General features: G+C 62.1%; 15 protein-coding genes. 5 read left to right on the forward strand and 10 right to left on the reverse strand.

Annotation, left to right across the window (positions count from 1 at the left end; genetic code table 11):
* Window positions 1-546: 546 nt before the first annotated feature.
* Window positions 547-1,248 carry a hypothetical protein gene (locus PBR20603_RS11790; RefSeq protein WP_150559722.1) on the reverse strand — a complete coding sequence of 234 codons (702 nt, stop codon included), beginning with the start codon at window positions 1,246-1,248 and terminating at the stop codon, window positions 547-549.
* Window positions 1,249-1,267: 19 nt separating this feature from the next.
* Window positions 1,268-2,503: a tyrosine-type recombinase/integrase gene (locus tag PBR20603_RS11795; protein WP_150559723.1), complete on the reverse strand. Its 1,236-nt coding sequence runs from the start codon at window positions 2,501-2,503 to the stop codon at window positions 1,268-1,270.
* 231 nt (window positions 2,504-2,734) lie between these two features.
* Here PBR20603_RS11795 and PBR20603_RS11800 point away from each other — a divergent pair, with 231 nt between their 5' ends.
* On the forward strand, window positions 2,735-4,018 hold the full coding sequence (locus PBR20603_RS11800; RefSeq protein ID WP_150559724.1) for a cation diffusion facilitator family transporter: 1,284 nt from the start codon (window positions 2,735-2,737) through the stop codon (window positions 4,016-4,018).
* Between the two features lie 57 nt (window positions 4,019-4,075).
* Here the strand turns inward: PBR20603_RS11800 and rfbC are convergent, their stop codons facing one another.
* Genes rfbC through msbA form a run of 5 tightly spaced genes read right to left on the reverse strand, consistent with a single transcriptional unit; the run spans window position 4,076 to window position 9,045 of the window.
* Complete coding sequence (gene rfbC, locus PBR20603_RS11805; protein WP_150559725.1) at window positions 4,076-4,624, reverse strand: dTDP-4-dehydrorhamnose 3,5-epimerase; 549 nt, start codon at window positions 4,622-4,624, stop codon at window positions 4,076-4,078.
* Window positions 4,625-4,667: 43 nt separating this feature from the next.
* Window positions 4,668-5,555: a glucose-1-phosphate thymidylyltransferase RfbA gene (gene rfbA, locus PBR20603_RS11810; RefSeq protein ID WP_150559726.1), complete on the reverse strand. Its 888-nt coding sequence runs from the start codon at window positions 5,553-5,555 to the stop codon at window positions 4,668-4,670.
* Between the two features lie 7 nt (window positions 5,556-5,562).
* Window positions 5,563-6,627 carry a dTDP-glucose 4,6-dehydratase gene (rfbB, locus tag PBR20603_RS11815; protein ID WP_150559727.1) on the reverse strand — a complete coding sequence of 355 codons (1,065 nt, stop codon included), beginning with the start codon at window positions 6,625-6,627 and terminating at the stop codon, window positions 5,563-5,565.
* Between the two features lie 28 nt (window positions 6,628-6,655).
* Window positions 6,656-7,240, reverse strand: coding sequence for a peroxidase-related enzyme (locus PBR20603_RS11820; protein WP_174977899.1), 585 nt, complete (start codon window positions 7,238-7,240; stop codon window positions 6,656-6,658).
* Window positions 7,241-7,293: 53 nt separating this feature from the next.
* Entirely contained in the window at window positions 7,294-9,045 is a 1,752-nt protein-coding gene (gene msbA, locus PBR20603_RS11825) for a lipid A export permease/ATP-binding protein MsbA (RefSeq protein ID WP_150559729.1), read from the reverse strand.
* A gap of 163 nt (window positions 9,046-9,208) precedes the next feature.
* Between msbA and recQ the strand changes: the two genes are divergently transcribed.
* Entirely contained in the window at window positions 9,209-11,017 is a 1,809-nt protein-coding gene (gene recQ / locus PBR20603_RS11830) for a DNA helicase RecQ (RefSeq protein WP_150559730.1), read from the forward strand.
* 62 nt (window positions 11,018-11,079) lie between these two features.
* Window positions 11,080-11,862, forward strand: coding sequence for a glycosyltransferase family 2 protein (locus PBR20603_RS11835; RefSeq protein ID WP_246174582.1), 783 nt, complete (start codon window positions 11,080-11,082; stop codon window positions 11,860-11,862).
* A gap of 88 nt (window positions 11,863-11,950) precedes the next feature.
* Here PBR20603_RS11835 and PBR20603_RS11840 read toward each other — a convergent pair whose 3' ends face one another.
* A complete protein-coding gene (locus PBR20603_RS11840; protein WP_150559731.1) occupies window positions 11,951-12,802 on the reverse strand; it encodes a glycosyltransferase family 2 protein in 852 nt (283 codons plus the stop codon).
* A 74-nt stretch (window positions 12,803-12,876) separates the two neighbouring features.
* Window positions 12,877-16,461 (reverse strand): DNA polymerase III subunit alpha, encoded by a 3,585-nt coding sequence (dnaE, locus tag PBR20603_RS11845; protein WP_150559732.1) that lies wholly within the window; start codon window positions 16,459-16,461, stop codon window positions 12,877-12,879.
* Between the two features lie 217 nt (window positions 16,462-16,678).
* Here dnaE and PBR20603_RS11850 point away from each other — a divergent pair, with 217 nt between their 5' ends.
* Both PBR20603_RS11850 and gluQRS read left to right on the forward strand, forming a co-directional pair.
* Complete coding sequence (locus tag PBR20603_RS11850; protein ID WP_150559733.1) at window positions 16,679-17,569, forward strand: sulfurtransferase; 891 nt, start codon at window positions 16,679-16,681, stop codon at window positions 17,567-17,569.
* A gap of 8 nt (window positions 17,570-17,577) precedes the next feature.
* Window positions 17,578-18,513, forward strand: coding sequence for a tRNA glutamyl-Q(34) synthetase GluQRS (gluQRS, locus tag PBR20603_RS11855; protein WP_150559734.1), 936 nt, complete (start codon window positions 17,578-17,580; stop codon window positions 18,511-18,513).
* Between the two features lie 126 nt (window positions 18,514-18,639).
* On the opposite strand, the gene PBR20603_RS11860 is transcribed toward gluQRS, so the two are convergent.
* Window positions 18,640-20,142, reverse strand: coding sequence for a DEAD/DEAH box helicase (locus tag PBR20603_RS11860; protein ID WP_150559735.1), 1,503 nt, complete (start codon window positions 20,140-20,142; stop codon window positions 18,640-18,642).
* Between the last annotated feature and the right edge of the window lie 148 nt (window positions 20,143-20,290).

Raw genomic sequence — 20,290 nt, forward strand, 5'->3', positions numbered from 1 at the left:
TAAAAAAACCGCACGGCGGCGGTTGTCCGCCACGGAACATTTCCGGCTCTCACCCCGGGTGCCTATTGTCTCCGGCACGGCCAAAGTATACGTCATAGCTGAACGGACGCAACCCCTTTCAGCATCGCACTCCGCGATGGCAAACGCGCGAAAAACTGCAAATGTAACGATATTCACGCGGCACCCCTCAGTGCCGTGCGCAGTTCACCGACGTTCCAGCGAGTCGAATGACCAAGCTTCTTCGGTTGGGGGATGAGCCCCGACGCAGCACGTCGCCACACGGTCGAGACAGAACACCCATAAAGCCCAGCGACGGCGCGCACATTAACGTATGCGGAGCCGGGTAAGGTGTCAAATGAGGCGAGCGCCTTCGGGAGTGGAGCGCTTGCAAGTAGAGACATTGGAGATTCGTTCCTAGTATGGCGCGATAGCGCCCGACGTGAATCGCGCCGACCTGAGTCAGGATGAGACGGGCGAAGCGAATACTAGGAAACGGAACACTGGAAGGCTGCCTGCTGGCAAAACAAGTTGCTAGCTGGCAAACAACTATCGCCTCAGGAGATTGATTCCTGCGCGGATATTTGCTCGCAAGTTGGACTTACTCACCCCGTGGGTGTTTGCGTCCTCCAAACACGACAGCAAGTCTTCGACTTCCTCCGCGATCTTGCTGCCATTCGGCTTATCACCTCTCTTGTAGTTGCTGAACTTCTCGGCAAGAACGAGAGCCAGCGCCGCGATTTGCCTTTGAAGCGTGGCACGCTCCCCTTCCCCCAAAGTATCAAGTGACCGTGCCAATGCTTCGTTCCGCAAGCGCTTCATTTCGGCACTTGACACGAATAGGTGTTTCTTCTCTGTGAACGCCATTTGTGCGTAGATTTCCGGCGTCACCTGGTCATACGAGAACCACTCGCCCGCGTAGTCAGGCAGCGGCCCAAGTGGCATGACGAACGAAGTTATGCGAACCCCGCCGGTAGATTCGAGGCGGGCCACATCCTCCTTGTGAAGAACCACCCTATCTGAGGGTGAAAACCATAGGGCAACGGCTTCAAGGTCTGGGCGTTGCACCAATTGTGGCGAGAACTTCCCCCACGAATACAAACCCTCGTTCAAAACCGGCGCGGACAGGTCTGCGCGTCCGGTCGCACCTAAGTGCAATAGATCGTCCTCAGTTAGATTCAACGTCGCCGCCGCGTCCGATAGACGGTAGTGCTCTCGCTCAATCGGTATGACCGTGCCTTGGGTTGCCAACAAAATCTTCTCCTAACGCTTAAGCGGACTCGCGAAGCGGAATCACTTTGCATTGCACATTGAGCATCTGCGCCTCAAGAAACTCCGCCCACAACTGGAGCGCCGCTCTACGCTCACTCCAGTACGTGTATTGATCATAGATGCCCTCAACGCCCGCCAACCTATGATTCAGGCACATTTCGGAGATGTCACGCGGCACACCTAACTTTCGCATGTGGCTTTTCATAGTGCTGCGGAGATCGTGAGGCGTAAATCGCCGGATCTTGGGTTCGTGGCTTTTGATCCAGTAGTCGATCGCCTCGCGTATCGCATCCTTCGATACATGCGTGTCCCCTTCATGCCGGTCGAGCCGGTTACTCAGCCGCGCTGGCAGCACGTAATCGGAGGCACCCGCGAGTACGAGCAGCCGCTCGAACCATTCGATGACTATGGGCGCAAGCGGTATGTCCATCGACGGTCCTGTCTTACTCTCTGGAATATGCCATCTCGCTTCCTCGAAATGAAGGTCCGACCGGAGCGCCGTGTAAAGCTCGCCGATCCGTACTCCCGTCGCGAGCGCAATACGCACGGCGTAAAGGTTCACATCGCGCATCTTCGCATTCATCAGGACCTGGAGTTCTGAGTCAGTCAGCATCAGCCGTTTTCGTACTTCCGGCCGTTTACCGATGATCGCGTCGAGTTGAATGCCCGCACATGGATTGGAATGAATCAGCTTCTTGCCAGCAGCATGTTTGAAAATCCCCCGTAGAACGCACCACAGGGTAAAAGTTTCCACCCAACCAAGTTTGTGCCGTTCAATCTCCGCGACGATATCGGCTGGCCCGACAGACTGAACAGACATGGCACCGATGCCATTCTCGACCCGCTTCAGATTGCGTCCATAGCCGCTTTGAGTGCTTGCTGCGAACGTCACAAGCACCTTCTCGCGATAGTCTGTGATGAGTTGACGGACAGTCCAGTCTTTGCGCGCCTTAGCCTTCCGAACCTCATCAGCGGGATTTACGCCATCGGCGAGAGCGACGCGACGTTTCGCTGCCGCTGCGCGCGCCGCAGTCAGCTTCAGGTCTGGGTAACGCCCCAACGTTACTTCTTGGCGGCGGCCACCGTGGCGAAACCGCAGAATCCAAGATGCAGCCCCCGCGGCAGACAGAGTGAATGTCAGTCCTCCCCCGTCCGACTTCGCTATGGGCTTTCCCTCTCGTACCCACTTGCGCAACTGCACATCTTCGAGCAGATTAGATTCCCGTTTTGCCATGCCGATGAGCCTCGTCTATCCGGGTAGCTGACTACCTTAGTAGCTACCCATTTCAGGTGCGCTTGCACGCGTCAGGATGATACGAGATGAAGCATCGAAAAGGTAGATCCTCTTATCCACAAAGGTGTTTTGTGAGAGGTGTGGCAAAGGATGATATCGTTCGAGACGTAGACCAACACAATACGACATTATTCTGATGTAACGCATCCCAAACACTCGCGCCCCGACGTCATGCCTTACTCGAATTACGACAATCTGGCGGCATCGAGCGAGGCGCTCGACAAGCACGCCGTCGCACGCCACTCGACCTGGGTCAGTATCTGGGTCAATGTCGCGCTCACGACGGCGCAGATCGCCATCGGCATCTTTGCCCGCTCGCAGGCATTGATTGCCGACGGGATTCACTCGCTCTCGGACATCGTCTCCGATTTCGTCGTGCTGGCCGCCGCACGCGGCAGCGCCCGCGCGCCGGACGCCGATCACCCCTACGGTCACAGCCGCTACGAAAACGCGGCGTCGCTGTTTCTGGGTGTCATTCTCGCGGCAGTGGGCGCTGGCATGTTATGGCGCGGCATCGACCGGCTGCTGCATCCGGAAGATATCCCGGAAGTCCACGTCGTTGCGCTCGTGGTCGCCGTCATCGTACTGTTGAGCAAGGAAGGGCTCTTTCGCTACATGCTGCGCGCGGCCCAGCGCGTGCGCTCCGCCATGCTCGTTGCCAACGCCTGGCATGCCCGCTCCGACGCGCTGTCGTCGCTCGTCGTCGCGTGCGGCATTCTTGGCAATCTGGCGGGCTATCGCATTCTCGACCCGCTTGCCGCGGCTCTCGTGGGCCTGATGATTGGCCGCACCGGGTGGAAGTTCGGCTGGAATGCGTTGCAGGACCTCATCGATCGCGGCGTGGACGACGCCACGACCGTCACCATTCGCGAGCGCTTGCTGGCGACCCCCGGCGTGCGCACCATCGACATGCTGCGCACACGGCGCATGGGCGACGAGATCGTCGTCGACGTGCACATCCTCGTCGACGCACGGCTGTCGGTCTCCGAAGGGCACTACATCGCCGAGCAGGCCCGCACGGCGGTCATGCGTGAGCCGCAGATTCTCGACGTGCTCGTACACGTCGACCCGGAGAGCGACACCAAGGGAACCGCGTTACAGCAGTGGCCGGCGCGCGCGGCCGTCGTCGGCGCCGCCGAAGGCCTGTGCCGGACGAACGCGCTGGCGCTGCACGACGTCAAACTGCATTACCTGAACAATCGATTGGAGGCCGAGGTCATCGTCGAAGGTCTGCATGAAACTGCATCCCCGGATGCGCAAGCCGTTGGCGGGCATGGCGGTATGGAGCCGGCATCGCAGACCGTGGCCGACGCCCTTGCCGCGCGCTTTGGGCTGCGATACGTCCGGGTGCTGCGAGTGACGGGGGAGACGTCGGCGATGTCAGGCGCGCACAGCGACGACGACAGTGTCGCCGCTGCGCCCGCGCAAACGACGGCCGCCGGTCCCGCCGACTGACGGCAGGGCCACGGCGGCCGGAGACAACCGGTACGGAGCGGTGCCCCGTGCGCGCGATCAGTCTTCTTGCTTGTAGTCCGAGAACAATATGCCTTGCCGGTCCTTGTCCGAGACGATCGGCGTGATGCCGTCGAGCGGCCAGGGAATCGCCAGCGTCGGATCATCCCAGCGGATGCAACGTTCGAACTGCGGCGCCCAATAGTCGGTGGTCTTGTACAGCACTTCAGCCGTCTCCGACGTCACCACGAAGCCGTGGGCGAAGCCTGCCGGAATCCACAATTGCTTCTTGTTCTGCGCACTCAGTATGTCAGCACTCCACTTGCCGAACGTTGGCGAGTCTGCACGCAGATCGACTGCAACATCGTAGACTTCGCCCTCCAGTACGCGCACGAGTTTGCCCTGTGGTTGCTTGACCTGATAGTGCAGCCCCCGCAGTACGCCACGCGAAGAACGCGACTGATTGTCCTGCACGAACGTAAGCGTCTCGCCCAGTGCGGCCTCGAAGTTGCGCTGGTTAAAGCTCTCGAAGAAATGACCGCGAGAGTCGCCGAATACCTTCGGTTCGATCACGCGAACGGCCGGAATGGCTGTGGGAGTCACTTGCATAATAAGTCACCGGTAAAAAGCGAAGAAATGTGATGCCTGAGACTCAGAACACCCGTTCACGCAGCATCGAGAGCAGGTACTGGCCGTAGCCAGTCTTGGCCAGCGGCTGCGCCAGTGTTTCGATGGCTGCCGCGTCAATCCACCCGCGACGGAATGCAATTTCCTCTGGGCAGGCAACCTTGAGCCCCTGACGTGACTCGATGGTCTGAATGAAGGTGCTCGCTTCGAGCATCGACTCATGCGTGCCGGTATCGAGCCAGGCATACCCTCGCCCCATGATTTGCACATTGAGCTTGCCGCGGCGCAGGTATTCGTTGTTGACGTCCGTGATTTCCAGTTCGCCACGCGGTGAAGGTTTGATCGAACGGGCAATCTCGATCACGTCGTTATCGCAGAAATAGAGACCGGTCACGGCATAACGCGACTTGGGCGCTTTCGGCTTCTCGACGAGTTCGACAGCCTTGCCGTTCGCATCGAATGTCACCACGCCGTAGCGCTCGGGATCGTGCACCGGATAGGCGAACACGCAGGCGCCGTCCGTCTGTGCATTCGCCGCCGAGAGCAGTCCTGCGAAATCGTGCCCGTAGAACAGATTGTCGCCCAGCACCAACGCGCACGGATCGTTGCCAATGAAGTCGGCCCCAATCAGGAAAGCCTGAGCCAGACCGTCCGGCGAAGCTTGCACGGCATATTGCAGGTTCAGGCCCCACTGGCTCCCATCACCCAGGAGTTGTTCGAAGCGTGGAGTGTCCTGCGGCGTCGAGATGATCAGCACATCGCGAATGCCCGCCAGCATTAGCGTACTGAGCGGGTAATAGATCATCGGCTTGTCATACACCGGGAGCAACTGCTTCGAGACGGCCAGCGTGGCCGGATACAGTCGCGTGCCGGAGCCACCGGCGAGGATAATGCCTTTACGCTTGATACTCATGCCCGCCTCAGCCGTTTTTTTGATAGTGCGTTTCGATCCAGCGCTGGTACTCACCCGACTGCACCTGGCGCACCCACTCTGCATTGGCGAGATACCACTGCACCGTTTTGCGCATCCCGGTCTCGAAGGTCTCGGCCGGGCGCCAGCCCAGTTCGCGCTCGAGCTTGCGAGCATCAATCGCGTAGCGGCGGTCGTGCCCCGGACGGTCGGTCACGAACGTGATCTGATCGACGTACGACTTGCCGTCGGCTCGCGGCGACAGCTCGTCGAGCAGCGTGCATAGGTGCTTCACCACCGACAGGTTGTTCTGCTCGTTCCAGCCGCCAACGTTGTACACCTCGCCGAGGGTACCCTTGGCGAGCACTTCGCGAATTGCCGAGCAGTGGTCGCCAACGTACAACCAATCGCGAACGTTACTGCCGTCGCCATAGATCGGCAGCGGCTTGCCGGCAAGCGCATTCGCGATCACCAGCGGAATGAGCTTTTCGGGGAATTGGTACGGGCCGTAATTGTTCGAGCAGTTCGTCGTCAGCGTCGGCAGGCCGTAAGTGTGATGGTAGGCCCGCACGAGGTGATCGGAGCCTGCCTTCGACGCCGAATACGGGCTGTTGGGCGCGTACGGCGTCGTCTCCGTGAATGCCGGATCTGCCGGGCTCAGCGAGCCATAGACCTCATCCGTCGAGACATGCAGGAAGCGGAAGGCATGGCGTGCCTCGTCGTCGAGCGCTGCCCAATAGGCACGAGCCGCTTCGAGCATCGTGAACGTGCCGACGATGTTCGTCTGGACAAAGTCGCCGGGGCCGTGGATGGAACGGTCTACGTGGCTTTCTGCGGCGAAGTGCAACACGGCGCGCGGACGATGTTCTGCATACAGACGATCAAGGGCGTCACGATCGCAAATGTCGACCTGTGCGAAATGATGACGGGGATCGTGCTCCAGACTCGCCAGATTCGCCAGATTGCCAGCGTAGGTCAGCTTGTCGATGGTGACCACCGGCTCGTCATGTTGCGCCAGCCAATCGAGAACGAAGTTTGCACCGATAAAACCGGCGCCGCCAGTCACGAAGATCATAGGTGTTGAAGATTGGTAAGTAGTAGGTTTAACGGGGACGCGGCACGCGTCCCATCAAGAAAAATTCGTCGTTAGGTCGCATCGAAACGGCATTGGCGATGCGATTGGACATGCCGAAAAATGCGGTGATCGCCGCGATATCCCAAATGTCCTCGTCGTCGAGACCATGTTCGCGCAGCGTCACGTAATCGTCGTCACCCACCTCGTGGGAGCGCTCGCAGACCTTCGTCGCGTAGGCGAGAATCGCTTTCTGACGCGGGGTGAGGTCTGCCTTGAGGTAGTTGACGGCCACCTGATCGGCCAGCAGCGGCTGCTTTTCATAGATGCGCACCAGCGCGCCATGGGCAACGACGCAATACAGACACTGATTCAAGGCACTCGTGGCGACCACGATCATTTCGCGTTCGCCCTTGCTCAGATTGCCGTCCTTGAGCATCAGCGCGTCGTGATACGCGAAAAACGCGCGAAACTCATCGGGACGATGCGCCAGCGCGAGGAACACGTTCGGGATGAAGCCGGCCTTTTCCTGCACCTCATCGATGCGCGCACGGATATCCTCCGGCAACGCGGCAAGATCGGGTACGGGGAAACGACTGATCGGCGGCTGGCTCATCGTGATCTCCTCAAAACCGGTGGATAAAGTCTGACGTTCGCAATGCGGTGACGTCAGCCTTCCTGCTGCTGTGTGTATTGAATACGGTGCAGATGCGCGTAAAGGCCATTATGCGCCACCAGCGCCTGGTGCGAGCCCTGCTCCACGATCCGGCCGTGTTCGAGCACGACGATACGATCTGCTCGCTCGATGGTGGAGAGGCGGTGCGCAATCACCAGCGTGGTACGCCCTTCCATCAACACTTCGAGCGCCGCCTGCACGTGGCGCTCCGACTCCGAATCGAGCGCCGAAGTGGCTTCGTCAAGAATCAGGATCGGGGCGTCCTTGTAGATCGCCCGCGCAATCGCCAGACGCTGACGCTGCCCGCCTGACAGGCGCATGCCGTTATCACCCACGAGCGTGTTCACGCCGTCCGGCATGGCCGCCACCGCATCGACCAGATTGGCCGCGCGCAATGCCGCCTGCACCCGTTCCGGGTCGATCTCCTGACCATAGGCCACATTCGCGGCGATGGTGTCGTTGAAGAGCACGACGTCCTGGCTCACGAAAGCAATCTGGCGACGCAGATCGGCCAGGCGCAGATCGTTCAGCGGAATGTCGTCGAGCAGAATCTGCCCGCCGGTCGGGTCGAAGAAACGCGGCACCAGATTGACCAGCGTCGTCTTGCCGCTCCCCGACGGGCCCACCAGCGCCACCATCTCGCCGGGCGCCACGTCGAGTGAAATCCGGTCGAGCGTCGGACGCTCGCTCGCGCCGTAGTGGAAGCTCACCTGATCGAACGTCACGCGGCCCTTGGCGCGCTCGAGCGTGCGGTCGCCGCCGACCGGCTCGACTTCCACGTCCATCACTTCGAAAATCAGCTCCGCCGCCGTCACACCGCGCTGCAGCGGCTGGTTGACGTCCATCAGATGCTTGAGGGGGGAGACAACGAGCAAGAGCGCCGTGACGAACGCCGTAAAGCCACCCACGGTCATCTCGCCCGACGACGACTCGATCATCGCCACGGTAATGACAATGGCCAGCGCCAGCGAGGCAAGCGCCTGCGTGACCGGCTGCGCCAACCCACCGGAGACGGTCACGCGCATGGCATAGCCGCGCAGCGTGCTGGTCATCTTGTCGAAGCGCGACTTTTCATACGCTTCGCCGTTGTGGATCTTCACCACCTTGTAGCCGCCCACGGCTTCCTCGACTACGTACGACAGCGCGTTGGTCAACGTCTGCTGCTCGCGGTTCAGGCGGCGCAGGCGCCGGTTGATCTTGCCGACGAGCCAGCCGATGAGCGGCAAGATCACGGCCACCACGAGCGTGAGGCGCCAGTTCAGATAGAACAGGTAGCCCAGCAGGCCGACCACGGTCAGCGAGTCGCGCACCAGTGTGATAAGCACCGTAGTCAGCACGCCAAGCACCTGATTGACTTCGTAGACAAGCGCATTGATGAGCGTGCTGGTCGTCTCTCGCTGGTAGAAGGCAGCCGGCGCGTGCAGCAGACGCTCGAACATGCGCACGCGCAGATCGAGCAGCACACGGTTCGACACCCACGAGAGCATGTAGTTGGCCGAATACTGCGCCAGTCCCCGAATGACGGCCAGACCGATCACCGCGGCGGGTACGTACCATAGCTTCCACGGATCGCCGCCAGAGAAGCCCTTGTCGAGCACCGGCTTGAGGACGGCCGGGATGGCCGCTTCGGTGGCCGCCACCATCGCCATGGCGAGAACGGCCAGCAGGCCCATGTGCCAATACGGCTGGAGATAGCCCAGCAGACGCCGCAGAATCGGTCCGGTGGGCTTGTGGGGTACGCTCATGAAGGTCGGGGACGGCGGAAAAACCGCTATTCTATCGTACCGGCCGGTCCCGCCGGGACGCGTCCTGGCAGGACTCGGACGTCGCCTCAAAATTCGCCACAAAGCCCGCAATCAGGGGCCTCTGGCACGCCGAAGCCCGGGTGGAACCGGTATACTCCCGCCCATGGCAAGCGCACTCGAAGTCCTCCGTACCGTATTCGGCTATAACGCATTCCGTGGCGATCAAGCCGCCATCGTCGACCACGTGGCCGACGGAGGCGATGCTCTCGTCCTGATGCCGACCGGTGGCGGCAAGTCCCTTTGTTACCAGATCCCTGCGCTACTGCGCCCGGGCATCGGTATCGTCGTCTCCCCGCTCATCGCCCTCATGCAGGATCAGGTCGATGCCTTGCTGCAGGCGGGCGTGCGCGCCGCCTATCTGAATTCCAGTCTCAGCTTCGATGAGGCGCTCGATACCGAGCGGCGTGCCGCCCGAGGCGAACTCGATCTGCTCTACGTCGCGCCCGAGCGTCTGCTGACCGAGCGATTTCTCGATCTGCTCGACCGGCTCGACGAGCGCGGACAACTGGCGCTGTTCGCCATTGACGAGGCGCATTGCGTTTCGCAATGGGGGCATGATTTCCGTCCCGAGTACATTCAGCTCTCTGCACTCCACGAGCGCTACCCGCGTGTGCCGCGCATCGCGCTGACCGCCACGGCAGACAACGCGACGCGCGAAGAGATTCAGACGCGCCTGGGCCTGACCGACGCGCGGCTATTCGTCTCCAGCTTCGACCGGCCGAACATTCGTTACGAGATCGTCGACCGCGACAATCCTCGCAAGCAATTGCTGGCCTTTCTTGGGCGGCATCGTGGCGAAGCCGGAATCGTCTACTGCCTGTCGCGCAAGAAGGTGGAAGAAACCGCCGCCTGGCTCGAGACGCAAGGCATTCCGGCCCTGCCCTATCACGCGGGTCTTGATGCCGAAGTGCGCCGCACGCACCAGCAGCGGTTCCTGCGCGAGGAAGGGCTGGTCATGTCGGCGACCGTCGCCTTCGGCATGGGCATCGACAAGCCGGATGTGCGTTTCGTCGCTCACCTGGATTTGCCCAAGAGCCTCGAAGCGTACTACCAGGAGACGGGACGCGCCGGTCGTGACGGTGAGCCCGCCGAAGCCTGGATGGCCTACGGGCTGAACGACGTCGTGGTGCATCGCAGCCGCATCGACGAGTCGAATGCGCCGGACCTGCAAAAGCGCATCGAACGCCAGAAGCTCGATGCCTTGCTCGGCTATTGCGAAGCGCCGCGCTGCCGCCGTACCGTGCTCCTCTCGTATTTCGGCGAGACGAGCGAGCCGTGCGGCAACTGCGACGTGTGCCTGAATCCACCGGAAGTCTTCGACGGCACGATCGCCGCCCAGAAGGCGCTCTCCGCCATTCTGCGCACGGGCCAGCGCTTCGGCGCCGGGCATCTGGTCGACTTGCTGCGCGGGCGGAGCACCGACAAGATTCGTCAGTTCGGGCACGACGCCTTGCCGACGTTCGGTGTCGGCGGAGAACTCGACGATCAGGGCTGGCGCGCAGTGTTCCGCCAGTTGATCGCGCATGGCATTATCGAGCCCGACAGCAGTCAGTACGGCGCACTGACGCTCAACGCAGCGGCACGACCGGTGCTCAAGGGGGAAACCACGCTGTCGCTGCGACGCCAGCGCCCCACCGTCGGCAAAAAGAGCCGTTTCGCCGGCTATGCATCGTCTCCGGCCATCGAGCTGGATCCTGCCGATCAGCAACTATTCGACAAGCTGCGCGCCTGGCGGCAGGACATCGCCAAGACGCAACAAGTGCCTGCATACGTTATCCTGCACGACCGGACGCTGCGTGAGCTTGCCCAACGCCGCCCGCGCCATCGTGAAGGTCTGGCAGACATCACCGGACTCGGTGAAGCCAAGATCGAACGCTATGGCGAAGCGCTCGTCGAGTTACTCAACGCCTGAACCGACGACGCGAGATGACTCCCCGGGCCCGCGGGTCCGAAGCCGCCATTTCGTGAATTCTCATGATCGAAGCTACACCGCCCGTCTTCTCGTCGCCGCGTCTGCCTCTCACGGTGACGATCCTCACACGCAACGAGCGTCACAACATCGCCGAGTGCATAGCGTCGGTGCAACCGTTTGCGTCCCAGATCGTGGTACTGGATAACGCGAGCACGGACGGCACGGCAGACATCGCTCGCGCCGCAGGTGCTGAAGTCCACGTCACGCCCGATTGGCCCGGCTTCGGCCCGCAGAAAAATCGTGCCCTGTCGCACGCCACGCAACCGTGGGTGCTCTCGCTCGATGCCGATGAGCGCGTTACGCCCGAGCTGGCCGCCGACATTGCGATGGCAATCGGGCAAGGAACCTGCACGGGATATCGCATGCCGCGTCTGTCGCAATTCCTCGGACACTGGGTTCGGCACTGCGGCTGGTATCCCGATTACGTGCTGCGGCTGTTTCGACGCGAGGCCGGGCGCTTCTCCGACAATCTCGTGCACGAGCGCGTGATCGTCGATGGCGAGATCGGCACACTCGCGCATCACCTGCTTCACTACAGCTATACCGAGACTCGTCAGGTCGAGGACAAGGTGCAGCGCTATGCGCGCGCAGGCGCGAAAGAGATGGCCCTGCGCGGCAAGCGAGTCTCGCCGCTCAAGCCGTGGATCAATGGCGGATGGGCGTTCGTGCGCACCTATTTGTTGCGCCGGGGGTTTCTCGACGGCGCCACCGGGGCGGCGATCGCACGAATGAATGCGCGCAGTGCGTTCCTGAAGTATGCCTTGCTGCGGCGCGAGGACGCCTGACACCTGCGGCCCCGGCGCACCATCCTCCGCCTCAAGCAAAACGGACGCAAATGGCGTCCGTTCCTCTTTCCGATTTCGACGTTCGACCTTACTTGGCAAGCGCCCGCTTCACGCGCGAGCGGAACAACTCCCAGCGCAGCTTGCCGTCGTCGACGGGCTCAGGCAAACGTCCATCGTTGCCTGCCGGCACGGGCTTGCCACGACGCAGGTAATAGCGATCGAAAATGGATTGCGTCATGCCCCACTTGCGCAGAAATTGCGTGCGACCGTCGTTCTTCACGACCTTGCCCGTGCTTTTGCACTGGAAGTGGTACACAAGGCTCGCCCCGACGCCAACGAAACGGCGGGCGCCTGCGGCCCACATCTTCATCGAAAAATCGTTGTCGCTGCTCATGCCCGGGCTTAACTCGGTACTGTAGCCACCGACGAGGAACCACCAATCGCGATGCACGAGCGTCGGCGGCCACGTGGCGCCGAACCAGTCGGGTTTCGCGTAGGTCGGCACAGCGGCAAGCAACCCCGCCTCGTCGAAGGTATCGACGTCACGTCCGAAGTCGTGCACAAGCACACACGGATTGCGGGTATCGACCGGCTCGATCATGGTGCCCGAGAGCATGAAGGCCTTGTCAGGCATGGCTTCGGCGCGCTCGATCAGCGCGCTGTCCCAGCCGGGGCAGCAGTACATGTCGTCGTTCAGGTAGACGATGTACTTCTCGCGTGCGAGCGCCGCCGCCTGGTTCACGGCGTAGCAAATACCGATGTTGTCCGGCGACGCCGTATGCTCGATCCCCTCGGCCCGCACCCACTCAAGCGAGCCATCCGACCCGTCGTTCACGTGGACGATGATCTGGTGCTGATGGCTCGAATTCTGGCGAATACTGTGCACGCATAGCTGCAGCAACGCGAGGTTGTTCCACGTCGGAACGATGATGGAAAACATCCGGATGTCCTTGTTGTACCGAATAGCGAACGGCGTCGGGCGGCATCGCGCAACGCCAGCCCGCGCCGCCTATCTCAATAGATGATCTGTACCGAGTCCGGCGCCAGCCACTGGCGAAGTTCGCCCAGCAACTCATCGCCCGGCTGCACTTTCCAGTCGTCGCCCAGTCGTGACTCGCATTCGGCGTCGGGACGGCGGTACACAATGTGCACCGGCAAGCCGCTCTGCTTGTCGGCATCACCATCGCCGTTGCCATTCCGGCGGCCAAAGCCACCGCCACCACCGCCATTGAAACCGCCACCGCCGCCGCCATTGAAGCCGCCGCCCGCACCTGCCGTTGCCGCAACGCGGTACATCGTGCAGTGCGGTTGCAACGTGGCGCGCAAGCGCGTCCAGTCTGCATTGCCGTTGAACGACAGTCTGAGCGCACGAGCGAAGCGTGCACGCGCGCGGCCGAGGTCCATCAGGCTTTCCGTCGTGAAACGCAAGCCTCCCGTGAAACTGTCGGGACGCGCATTGCCCTGCACGATCAGCAGTTCGTCTTCCTTGAAGAGGTGCTTGTTTGCCTCGAACTGCTCGTTGAAGATGGTGACCTCGAGTGTGCCCGTGCCATCGTCGAGCTGCACGATCAGCATCTTGCCGCGCTGGGTCATCATCGTTCGCAGGCTGGAAATCACCCCGGCGACGAGCCTGTCGCGTCCTTCCGAAAGATCGCGGATGCGCGTACGCACGAAGCGCCGCACTTCGTCCGAGTACGAATCGAACATGTGGCCCGACAGATAGAAGCCGAGGGCCTGCTTCTCTTCCTGCAGCTTGCGCTTGTCGGTCCAGGCCGGCACGTCCGCCAACTCCAGCGGGGCTTGCAGGCTTTCGTCGCCGAGATCGAAGAGGCTCACCTGATTGGCGGCCGCACTCGCTTGCTCGGCGGCTTCCATCGCCATCGGTACCGACGCCATCAACTGCGCACGATTGTCGTGAATCGAATCGAAAGCACCGGCACGAATCAGCGCTTCGATCGTACGGCGGTTCACCACGCGACGGTCGATACGCGCGCAGAAGTCGAACAGATCGGTGAACGGCTTGCCTTCGCGGGCGCGCAGAATTTCTTCGATAGCCGACTGACCGCTGCCCTTGATGGCGCCGAGACCATAGCGAACGGTCTTCGAATCGGCCGGCTCGAAGCGGTAGGCGGATACGTTGACGTCCGGCGGCAATACGCCGAGCCCATTGACGCTGGACAGACAGTCTTCGTAGAGAATCTTGACCTTGTCCGTGTCGTCCATGGCCAAGCTCATGTTGGCGGCCATGAATTCGGCGGGATGATGCGCCTTGAGCCATGCGGTGTAGTACGCGAGCAGGGCGTACGCGGCCGCGTGCGACTTGTTGAAGCCGTAGCCCGCGAACTTCTCCATCAAGTCGAAGATTTCGTCCGACTTTTCGCGCGTGAGACCATTTTCCGCCGCGCCCTTCGCGAAGATCTCGCGGTGCTCGGCCATTTCCTCGGCCTTCTTCTTGCCCATGGCGCGGCGCAACAGGTCAGCGCCACCGAGCGAGTAGCCGCCGATGATCTGCGCCATCTGCATCACCTGCTCCTGATAGACCATGATGCCGTAGGTCTCCTGGAGCACCGGCTCGACGCGCGGATCCGGGTATTCCACCTTCTCGCGGCCGTGCTTACGGGCGCAGAAGCTCGGGATCAGGTCCATCGGGCCCGGTCGATACAACGCCACCAGCGCGATGATGTCCTCGAACCGGTCAGGCTGGGCGTCTTTCAGCATGCCCTGCATGCCGCGGCTTTCCAACTGGAACACGGCCACCGTGTTGGCTTTCTTGAGGATGCTGAACGCTGCCGGGTCCGTGAGCGACACCTGATCGAGCGACCAGTCCGCCATCTCCGGATGCAGGCGCTTGATGTAACGCTCGGCCCAGTTCAGGATCGTGAGCGTCGTCAGCCCCAGAAAGTCGAACTTCACGAGGCCGACGGCTTCCACGTCGTCCTTGTCGTACTGGCTCACCACGCCGCTGGCGTCTTCGCCGCTGCCCTGCGTGTAAAGCGGGCAGAAATCCGTCAGTTTGCCCGGTGCGATCAACACGCCACCCGCGTGCATGCCGACGTTACGTGTGAGGCCTTCCACGCGCTGCGCCAGCTCGATCAACTGTTTGACTTCGTCTTCGGTCTGGAAGCGCTCGGCGAGTTGCGGTTCTTCCTTGAGCGCGTCATCGATGGTGACGTGCTTGCCCGGTTTGAACGGGATCAGCTTGGAGATACCGTCGACGAAGTTGTAGCCCAGATCGAGCACGCGGCCGACATCGCGCACCGCCGCCTTGGCGGCCATCGAGCCGAAGGTCGCGATCTGCGAAACGGCGTCCGCGCCGTACTTATCCTTCACATACTGAATGACGCGATCGCGCCCGTCCTGACAGAAGTCGATATCGAAGTCAGGCATCGAAACGCGTTCCGGGTTCAGGAAACGCTCGAACAGCAGGTTGTACTTGAGCGGGTCGAGATCGGTAATGCCCAGCGCGTAAGCGACCAGCGAACCCGCGCCCGAGCCACGGCCCGGGCCAACGGGCACACCGTTGTTCTTCGCCCATTGAATAAAGTCCGCCACGATCAGGAAGTAGCCGGGGAAGCCCATCTTGATGATCGTGCCGGTCTCGAAGTCCAGCCGCTTGTAATAATCGGGACGCTGTTTGTCACGCTCGGCTTCGTCGGGGAACAGTTGCGCGAGACGCGTCTCCAGCCCCTCTTTCGACAGATGGACGAGGTAGTCGTCGAGCGACATGCCGTCCGGCGTCGGGAAGAGCGGCAGCTTCGGCTTGCCGAGTTCGAGCGTCAGGTTGCAGCGCTTGGCGATCTCGACCGTGTTGGCCAGCGCAGAAGGTACGTCCTCGAACGCGGCGATCATGTCGTCCTGCGTCCGGAAACTCTGATCCTGCGTGAAACGGCGCACACGGCGCGCGTTGCCCAGCATCTCGCCTTCCGAGATACACACGCGCGCTTCGTGCGCGGTGAAATCGTCAGCCGTCATGAACTGGATCGGATGCGTGGCGACGACCGGCAGCCCCGCTTTCGCCGCCAGTTGCACCGCCTGCTGTACGTAGGTCTCCATGCCCGCCTGACCGGTACGCTGCAACTCGATGTAAAAGGCCCCCGGGAATGCACTCGCCCAGTGCTTCGCGCATTGCAGCGCCTGCTCGGGATTGCCCGCCGCCAGCGCGGCGCCGATATCGCCCATCTGCGCGCCGGAGAGCGCCAGCAGACCGCGTGCGAGCCCGTCCGGCTGAAGCCAAGACGGTTCGATCTCCGCGCGTCCACGCCACTGATTGCCCAGCCACGCCTTGGACAGCAACTGACACAGGTTCAGATAGCCTTCCTTGTTGCGCGCGAGGAGCAACAGCCGCGACGGCTTGTCGCGGTCGGCCGGATTCGTGATCCAGGCGTCGCAGCCGATGATCGGTTTGACGCCCTTGCCACGGGCTTCCTTGTAGAAACGGATGGCGCCGAACATGTTCGCGAGATCGGTCAGCGCGAGCGCGCCCTGACCATCCTTGGCGGCGGCCTTGACGACGTCGTCGAGCCGCACGATGCCATCGGCGATCGAGTATTCGGAATGGAGACGGAGGTGGACGAAGCGAGGTTCTGACATGGGCGGTATTGTAACGCGCCGCCCCCGGATAGCGGGCCTGGCTTCGCGAAACGTCCGGCGTTCCCGTGCTTTTCGGATACCTCCGGGCGGGCATTAGGAATTTTTCCGCCTCAGCCCTGGGATGCCGTCCGATTTGGCGAAATCCGGTGTGAAATCAAAGTGCTTCGGGTCCGAATCGGCGATAATAGCGGTTTATTGCTTCACGCTTTTGCGAAATTTTGTTGCCATGTCTATCGTCAATATCGCTGCGTACAAGTTCGTCACGCTCGACGACATCGCGACCCTGCGTCCGGCCCTGCTCCAACGCTGTCAGGCGCTCGACCTGAAGGGCACCATCCTGCTTGCCCCGGAAGGCATCAACCTCTTTCTGGCAGGCTCACGTGAGGCTATCGACGCCTTCCTCGCCGATTTGCGCGCCGATGCCCGGTTTGCTGACCTCACGGTCAAGGAAAGCCTTTCCGAGACGCAGCCGTTCCGCCGGATGCTCGTGCGCCAGAAGAAAGAGATCATCACGATGAAGATGCCGGTCATCAAGCCGGCAGATGGCCGCGCGCCCGGTGTCGACCCCGCCACGCTCAAGCGCTGGCTCGATGCCGGCCAGGACGACGAAGGCCGCCCGGTCGTGATGCTCGATACGCGTAACGACTTCGAGATCGATGTCGGTACGTTCGACAACGCCATCGATTACCGCCTGACGAAGTTCTCCGAATTCCCGGACGTCATTGCGGCACACCGCAAAGACTTCGAGGGCAAGACGATCGTGTCGTTCTGCACCGGCGGCATTCGCTGCGAGAAGGCGGCGATCTACATGCGCGATATCGGCCTCGAACACACGTACCAGCTCGACGGCGGCATTCTCAAGTACTTCGAGGACGTAGGTGGCGCGCACTATCAAGGCGACTGCTTCGTGTTCGACTATCGCACGGCGCTCACGCCCGACCTTGCTCCGTCGACGACCAAGCAGTGCTTCGCTTGCCGCGCCGTGGTAACCGCGGAGGACCAACGAAGCCCCGATTACGTCGAAGGCGAGCATTGCCCGGCGTGCATTGGCAGCCGACCCGCGGCCAACGCGCCGGAAGGCACCCCCACCGCCCCCGCCGCCCTCACCTCCGCCTGAGCGCGCCGGTGGCCCACGCTTCGGCGCACGGCGCCACGCCACCTGCCTGCCCAGCGCCCCGTTACCGGGGCCGTTTCGCCCCCTCGCCGACCGGGCCGCTGCATCGCGGCTCGCTCGTCACCGCGCTGGCCAGTTGGCTGGACGCTCGAGCGCACGATGGTGTCTGGATCGTCCGCATGGAAGATCTGGACGAACCGCGATGCGTGTCAGGGGCGGCCGAAGACATTCTCGCCACGCTGACACGTCTGGGTCTGCATTCGGACGAACCGGTCGTCTGGCAGAGCCAACGGCATGCGCTGTATGAACAAGCGCTCGCCTCGCTCATAAGTCGGGGGCTGGTGTATCCCTGCGGCTGTACACGCCGCGAAATCGCCGATTCACTCACACGCGTGCATGCCCGTCACAGCACGCTCGCGTATCCGGGCACGTGCCGCGACGGCCTGCACGGCAAGACAGCACGCGCCTGGCGTCTGCGCGTACCGGATGGACACGCGGCCCGCATCGGCTTCGAAGATCGCTGGATGGGTCCGCAAATGCAGGATCTGGCGACGCAGGTCGGCGACTTCGTGCTAAAGCGCGCCGACGGTCAGTGGGCGTACCAGTTGGCCGTGGTCGTAGACGACGAGGCGCAGGGCATTACCGATATCGTGCGCGGAGAGGACTTGCTGGACTCGACGGCGCGTCAGATCTATCTGCAAGCATGTCTCGACGCACCGACACCGCGCTATCTGCACGTACCGTTGGTCATGGCAGACGACGGCGAAAAGCTGAGCAAGCAAAACGGCGCGGCGCCGCTCGCCCTCGACACGCCCGATGCGATTCTCGTCGCGCTCAAGGACGCCGCCTCCCATCTCGGCTTGCCAGCGTCGCTCGGCAACGTCGCTTACCGTGAAGACTTTTATGCCGCAGCGACGCTGGCATGGCGGGAGCGGCACGGACTGTGAGAGCCGCCCTTCGCGTTTGCATTCACCCATAAAAAAAGCCAGCGCAACCACGCTGGCTTTTTTTCGATGCGCCACGCGACTGTGGCGTGGCGGGCCGGCCCCAAGTGCTGGCCGTAAGTGCCGCCCTTAGGTACTCGCCTTGCGGGGAAAGCCCGCGAGCAAGGCAGCGACCTGACGTTTCGGCGCCTTTTCAGGCAGTGCACCAAAAGCCGTCGGCGCCGCCGATTCCTGTGACGAGCGCGTGTCTCGTTGCGAGTCGGTTGCCGAGGGCGACGGCTCGTACGGCTTGTAGAAAAATTCGTCTTCCGGACGGACACGACGCGGTGCAGAACCACCACCGCTGCGGCTCGCGCGCAAGCCATCGTGACGGCTATGACGCTCACCCCGGTCGCTTCGCTCCGAGCGATCCGTACGCTCGCCACGATCGTAGCGATCACCGTTACGATCATCGCGCGAACGGCTGCGGCGCTCCATCACCAACTCACCGCGCTTGAGTTCGCGCTTGATCAGCTTCTCGATTTCCACGAGTTGCTTGCGCTCGTCCGGTGCGCACAGCGAGATGGCTTCGCCCGACGCGCCCGCGCGGCCCGTTCGACCGATGCGGTGCACATAGTCTTCCGGGTTGTACGGCAGATCGTAGTTGATCACGCCCGGCAGATCGGAGATGTCCAGACCGCGTGCGGCGACATCGGTCGCCACCAGCGCGCGAATGCCACCCTGCTTGAACGCTTCGAGCGCTTGCATGCGCTCGTTCTGCGACTTGTCGCCGTGAATGGCCGCCGTCACGATACCCTCGCGCTCCAACTGCCGCGCCAGACGGCTCGCACCGACCTTGCTGTTGACGAACACGATCACCTGCTTGAGGTCGCGTTCATTCAGAATCTGCACCACGGCGGCGCGCTTGTCGTCTTCGTCCACTTCATAGACGACCTGCTCGACCTTATCGGCCGTTGCGTTGCGGCGAGCCACTTCGATCGTGACCGGATTCGAGAGATAGCTCGAGGCGAGCTTCTTGATGTCGTTCGAGAACGTGGCCGAGAACAGCAGTGTCTGGCGCTGCTTCGGGAGCAAATTCAGAATGCGCTGCAAATCCGGCAGGAAACCCATGTCCAGCATGCGGTCGGCTTCGTCGAGCACGAGCATCTTGACCTGGCTCAGGTTCACCGTCTTCTGCTCGACGTGATCGAGCAAACGGCCCGGCGTTGCGATCAGAATCTCGACACCGCGTCGCAGGGCGTCCTTCTGCGGATTCATGTCGACGCCGCCGAACACCACCGTGTTACGCAGCGGCGTGTGGGTTGCATAGGCGCGCACGTTATCGGCGACCTGATCGGCGAGTTCGCGCGTCGGCGTGAGGATCAGCGCACGCACCGGGTGACGGGCCGGCGAAGCACTCGTGTTGGCATCGGGCAGCAGGCGCTGGATGATCGGCAGCGAGAAGCTGGCGGTCTTGCCCGTCCCCGTTTGCGCGGCACCCATGACGTCGCGACCGGACAGCACAACCGGAATGGCTTGTGCCTGAATCGGCGTCGGTTGGGTGTAGCCCTGCTCGGCGATGGCCCGCAAGATGTCCGCATGTAGCCCAAAGCTATCGAAGCCGGGGGTCGGAACAGCATTTACATCAGCCATGATGAAGGGACATCTCTTTTAAAAAAACGGGGGCCGCCACGCGGAAGGATTCCGCATCAAAGCTCACTCGCGAAGATTCAAGGGGCGCTGCGCGCCATGCTCGGGGCTGGCGCGAGAGGGGCCTGTCGAGAGACAGATGCGTCGGGCG

The sequence above is a fragment of the Pandoraea bronchicola genome (assembly GCF_902459805.1).
GTDB classification, from domain to species: Bacteria; Pseudomonadota; Gammaproteobacteria; order Burkholderiales; family Burkholderiaceae; genus Pandoraea; species Pandoraea bronchicola.

Coding starts and splice junctions, on each gene's coding strand:
- rfbA (WP_150559726.1), bottom strand. CDS start 5,555: ATGAGTATCAAGCGTAAAGGCATTATCCTCGCCGGTGGCTCCGGCACG.
- PBR20603_RS11800 (WP_150559724.1), top strand. CDS start 2,735: ATGCCTTACTCGAATTACGACAATCTGGCGGCATCGAGCGAGGCGCTC.
- rfbB (WP_150559727.1), bottom strand. CDS start 6,627: ATGATCTTCGTGACTGGCGGCGCCGGTTTTATCGGTGCAAACTTCGTT.
- PBR20603_RS11860 (WP_150559735.1), bottom strand. CDS start 20,142: ATGGCTGATGTAAATGCTGTTCCGACCCCCGGCTTCGATAGCTTTGGG.
- PBR20603_RS11835 (WP_246174582.1), top strand. CDS start 11,080: ATGATCGAAGCTACACCGCCCGTCTTCTCGTCGCCGCGTCTGCCTCTC.
- PBR20603_RS11850 (WP_150559733.1), top strand. CDS start 16,679: ATGTCTATCGTCAATATCGCTGCGTACAAGTTCGTCACGCTCGACGAC.
- PBR20603_RS11840 (WP_150559731.1), bottom strand. CDS start 12,802: ATGTTTTCCATCATCGTTCCGACGTGGAACAACCTCGCGTTGCTGCAG.
- recQ (WP_150559730.1), top strand. CDS start 9,209: ATGGCAAGCGCACTCGAAGTCCTCCGTACCGTATTCGGCTATAACGCA.
- PBR20603_RS11820 (WP_174977899.1), bottom strand. CDS start 7,240: ATGAGCCAGCCGCCGATCAGTCGTTTCCCCGTACCCGATCTTGCCGCG.
- rfbC (WP_150559725.1), bottom strand. CDS start 4,624: ATGCAAGTGACTCCCACAGCCATTCCGGCCGTTCGCGTGATCGAACCG.
- PBR20603_RS11795 (WP_150559723.1), bottom strand. CDS start 2,503: ATGGCAAAACGGGAATCTAATCTGCTCGAAGATGTGCAGTTGCGCAAG.
- msbA (WP_150559729.1), bottom strand. CDS start 9,045: ATGAGCGTACCCCACAAGCCCACCGGACCGATTCTGCGGCGTCTGCTG.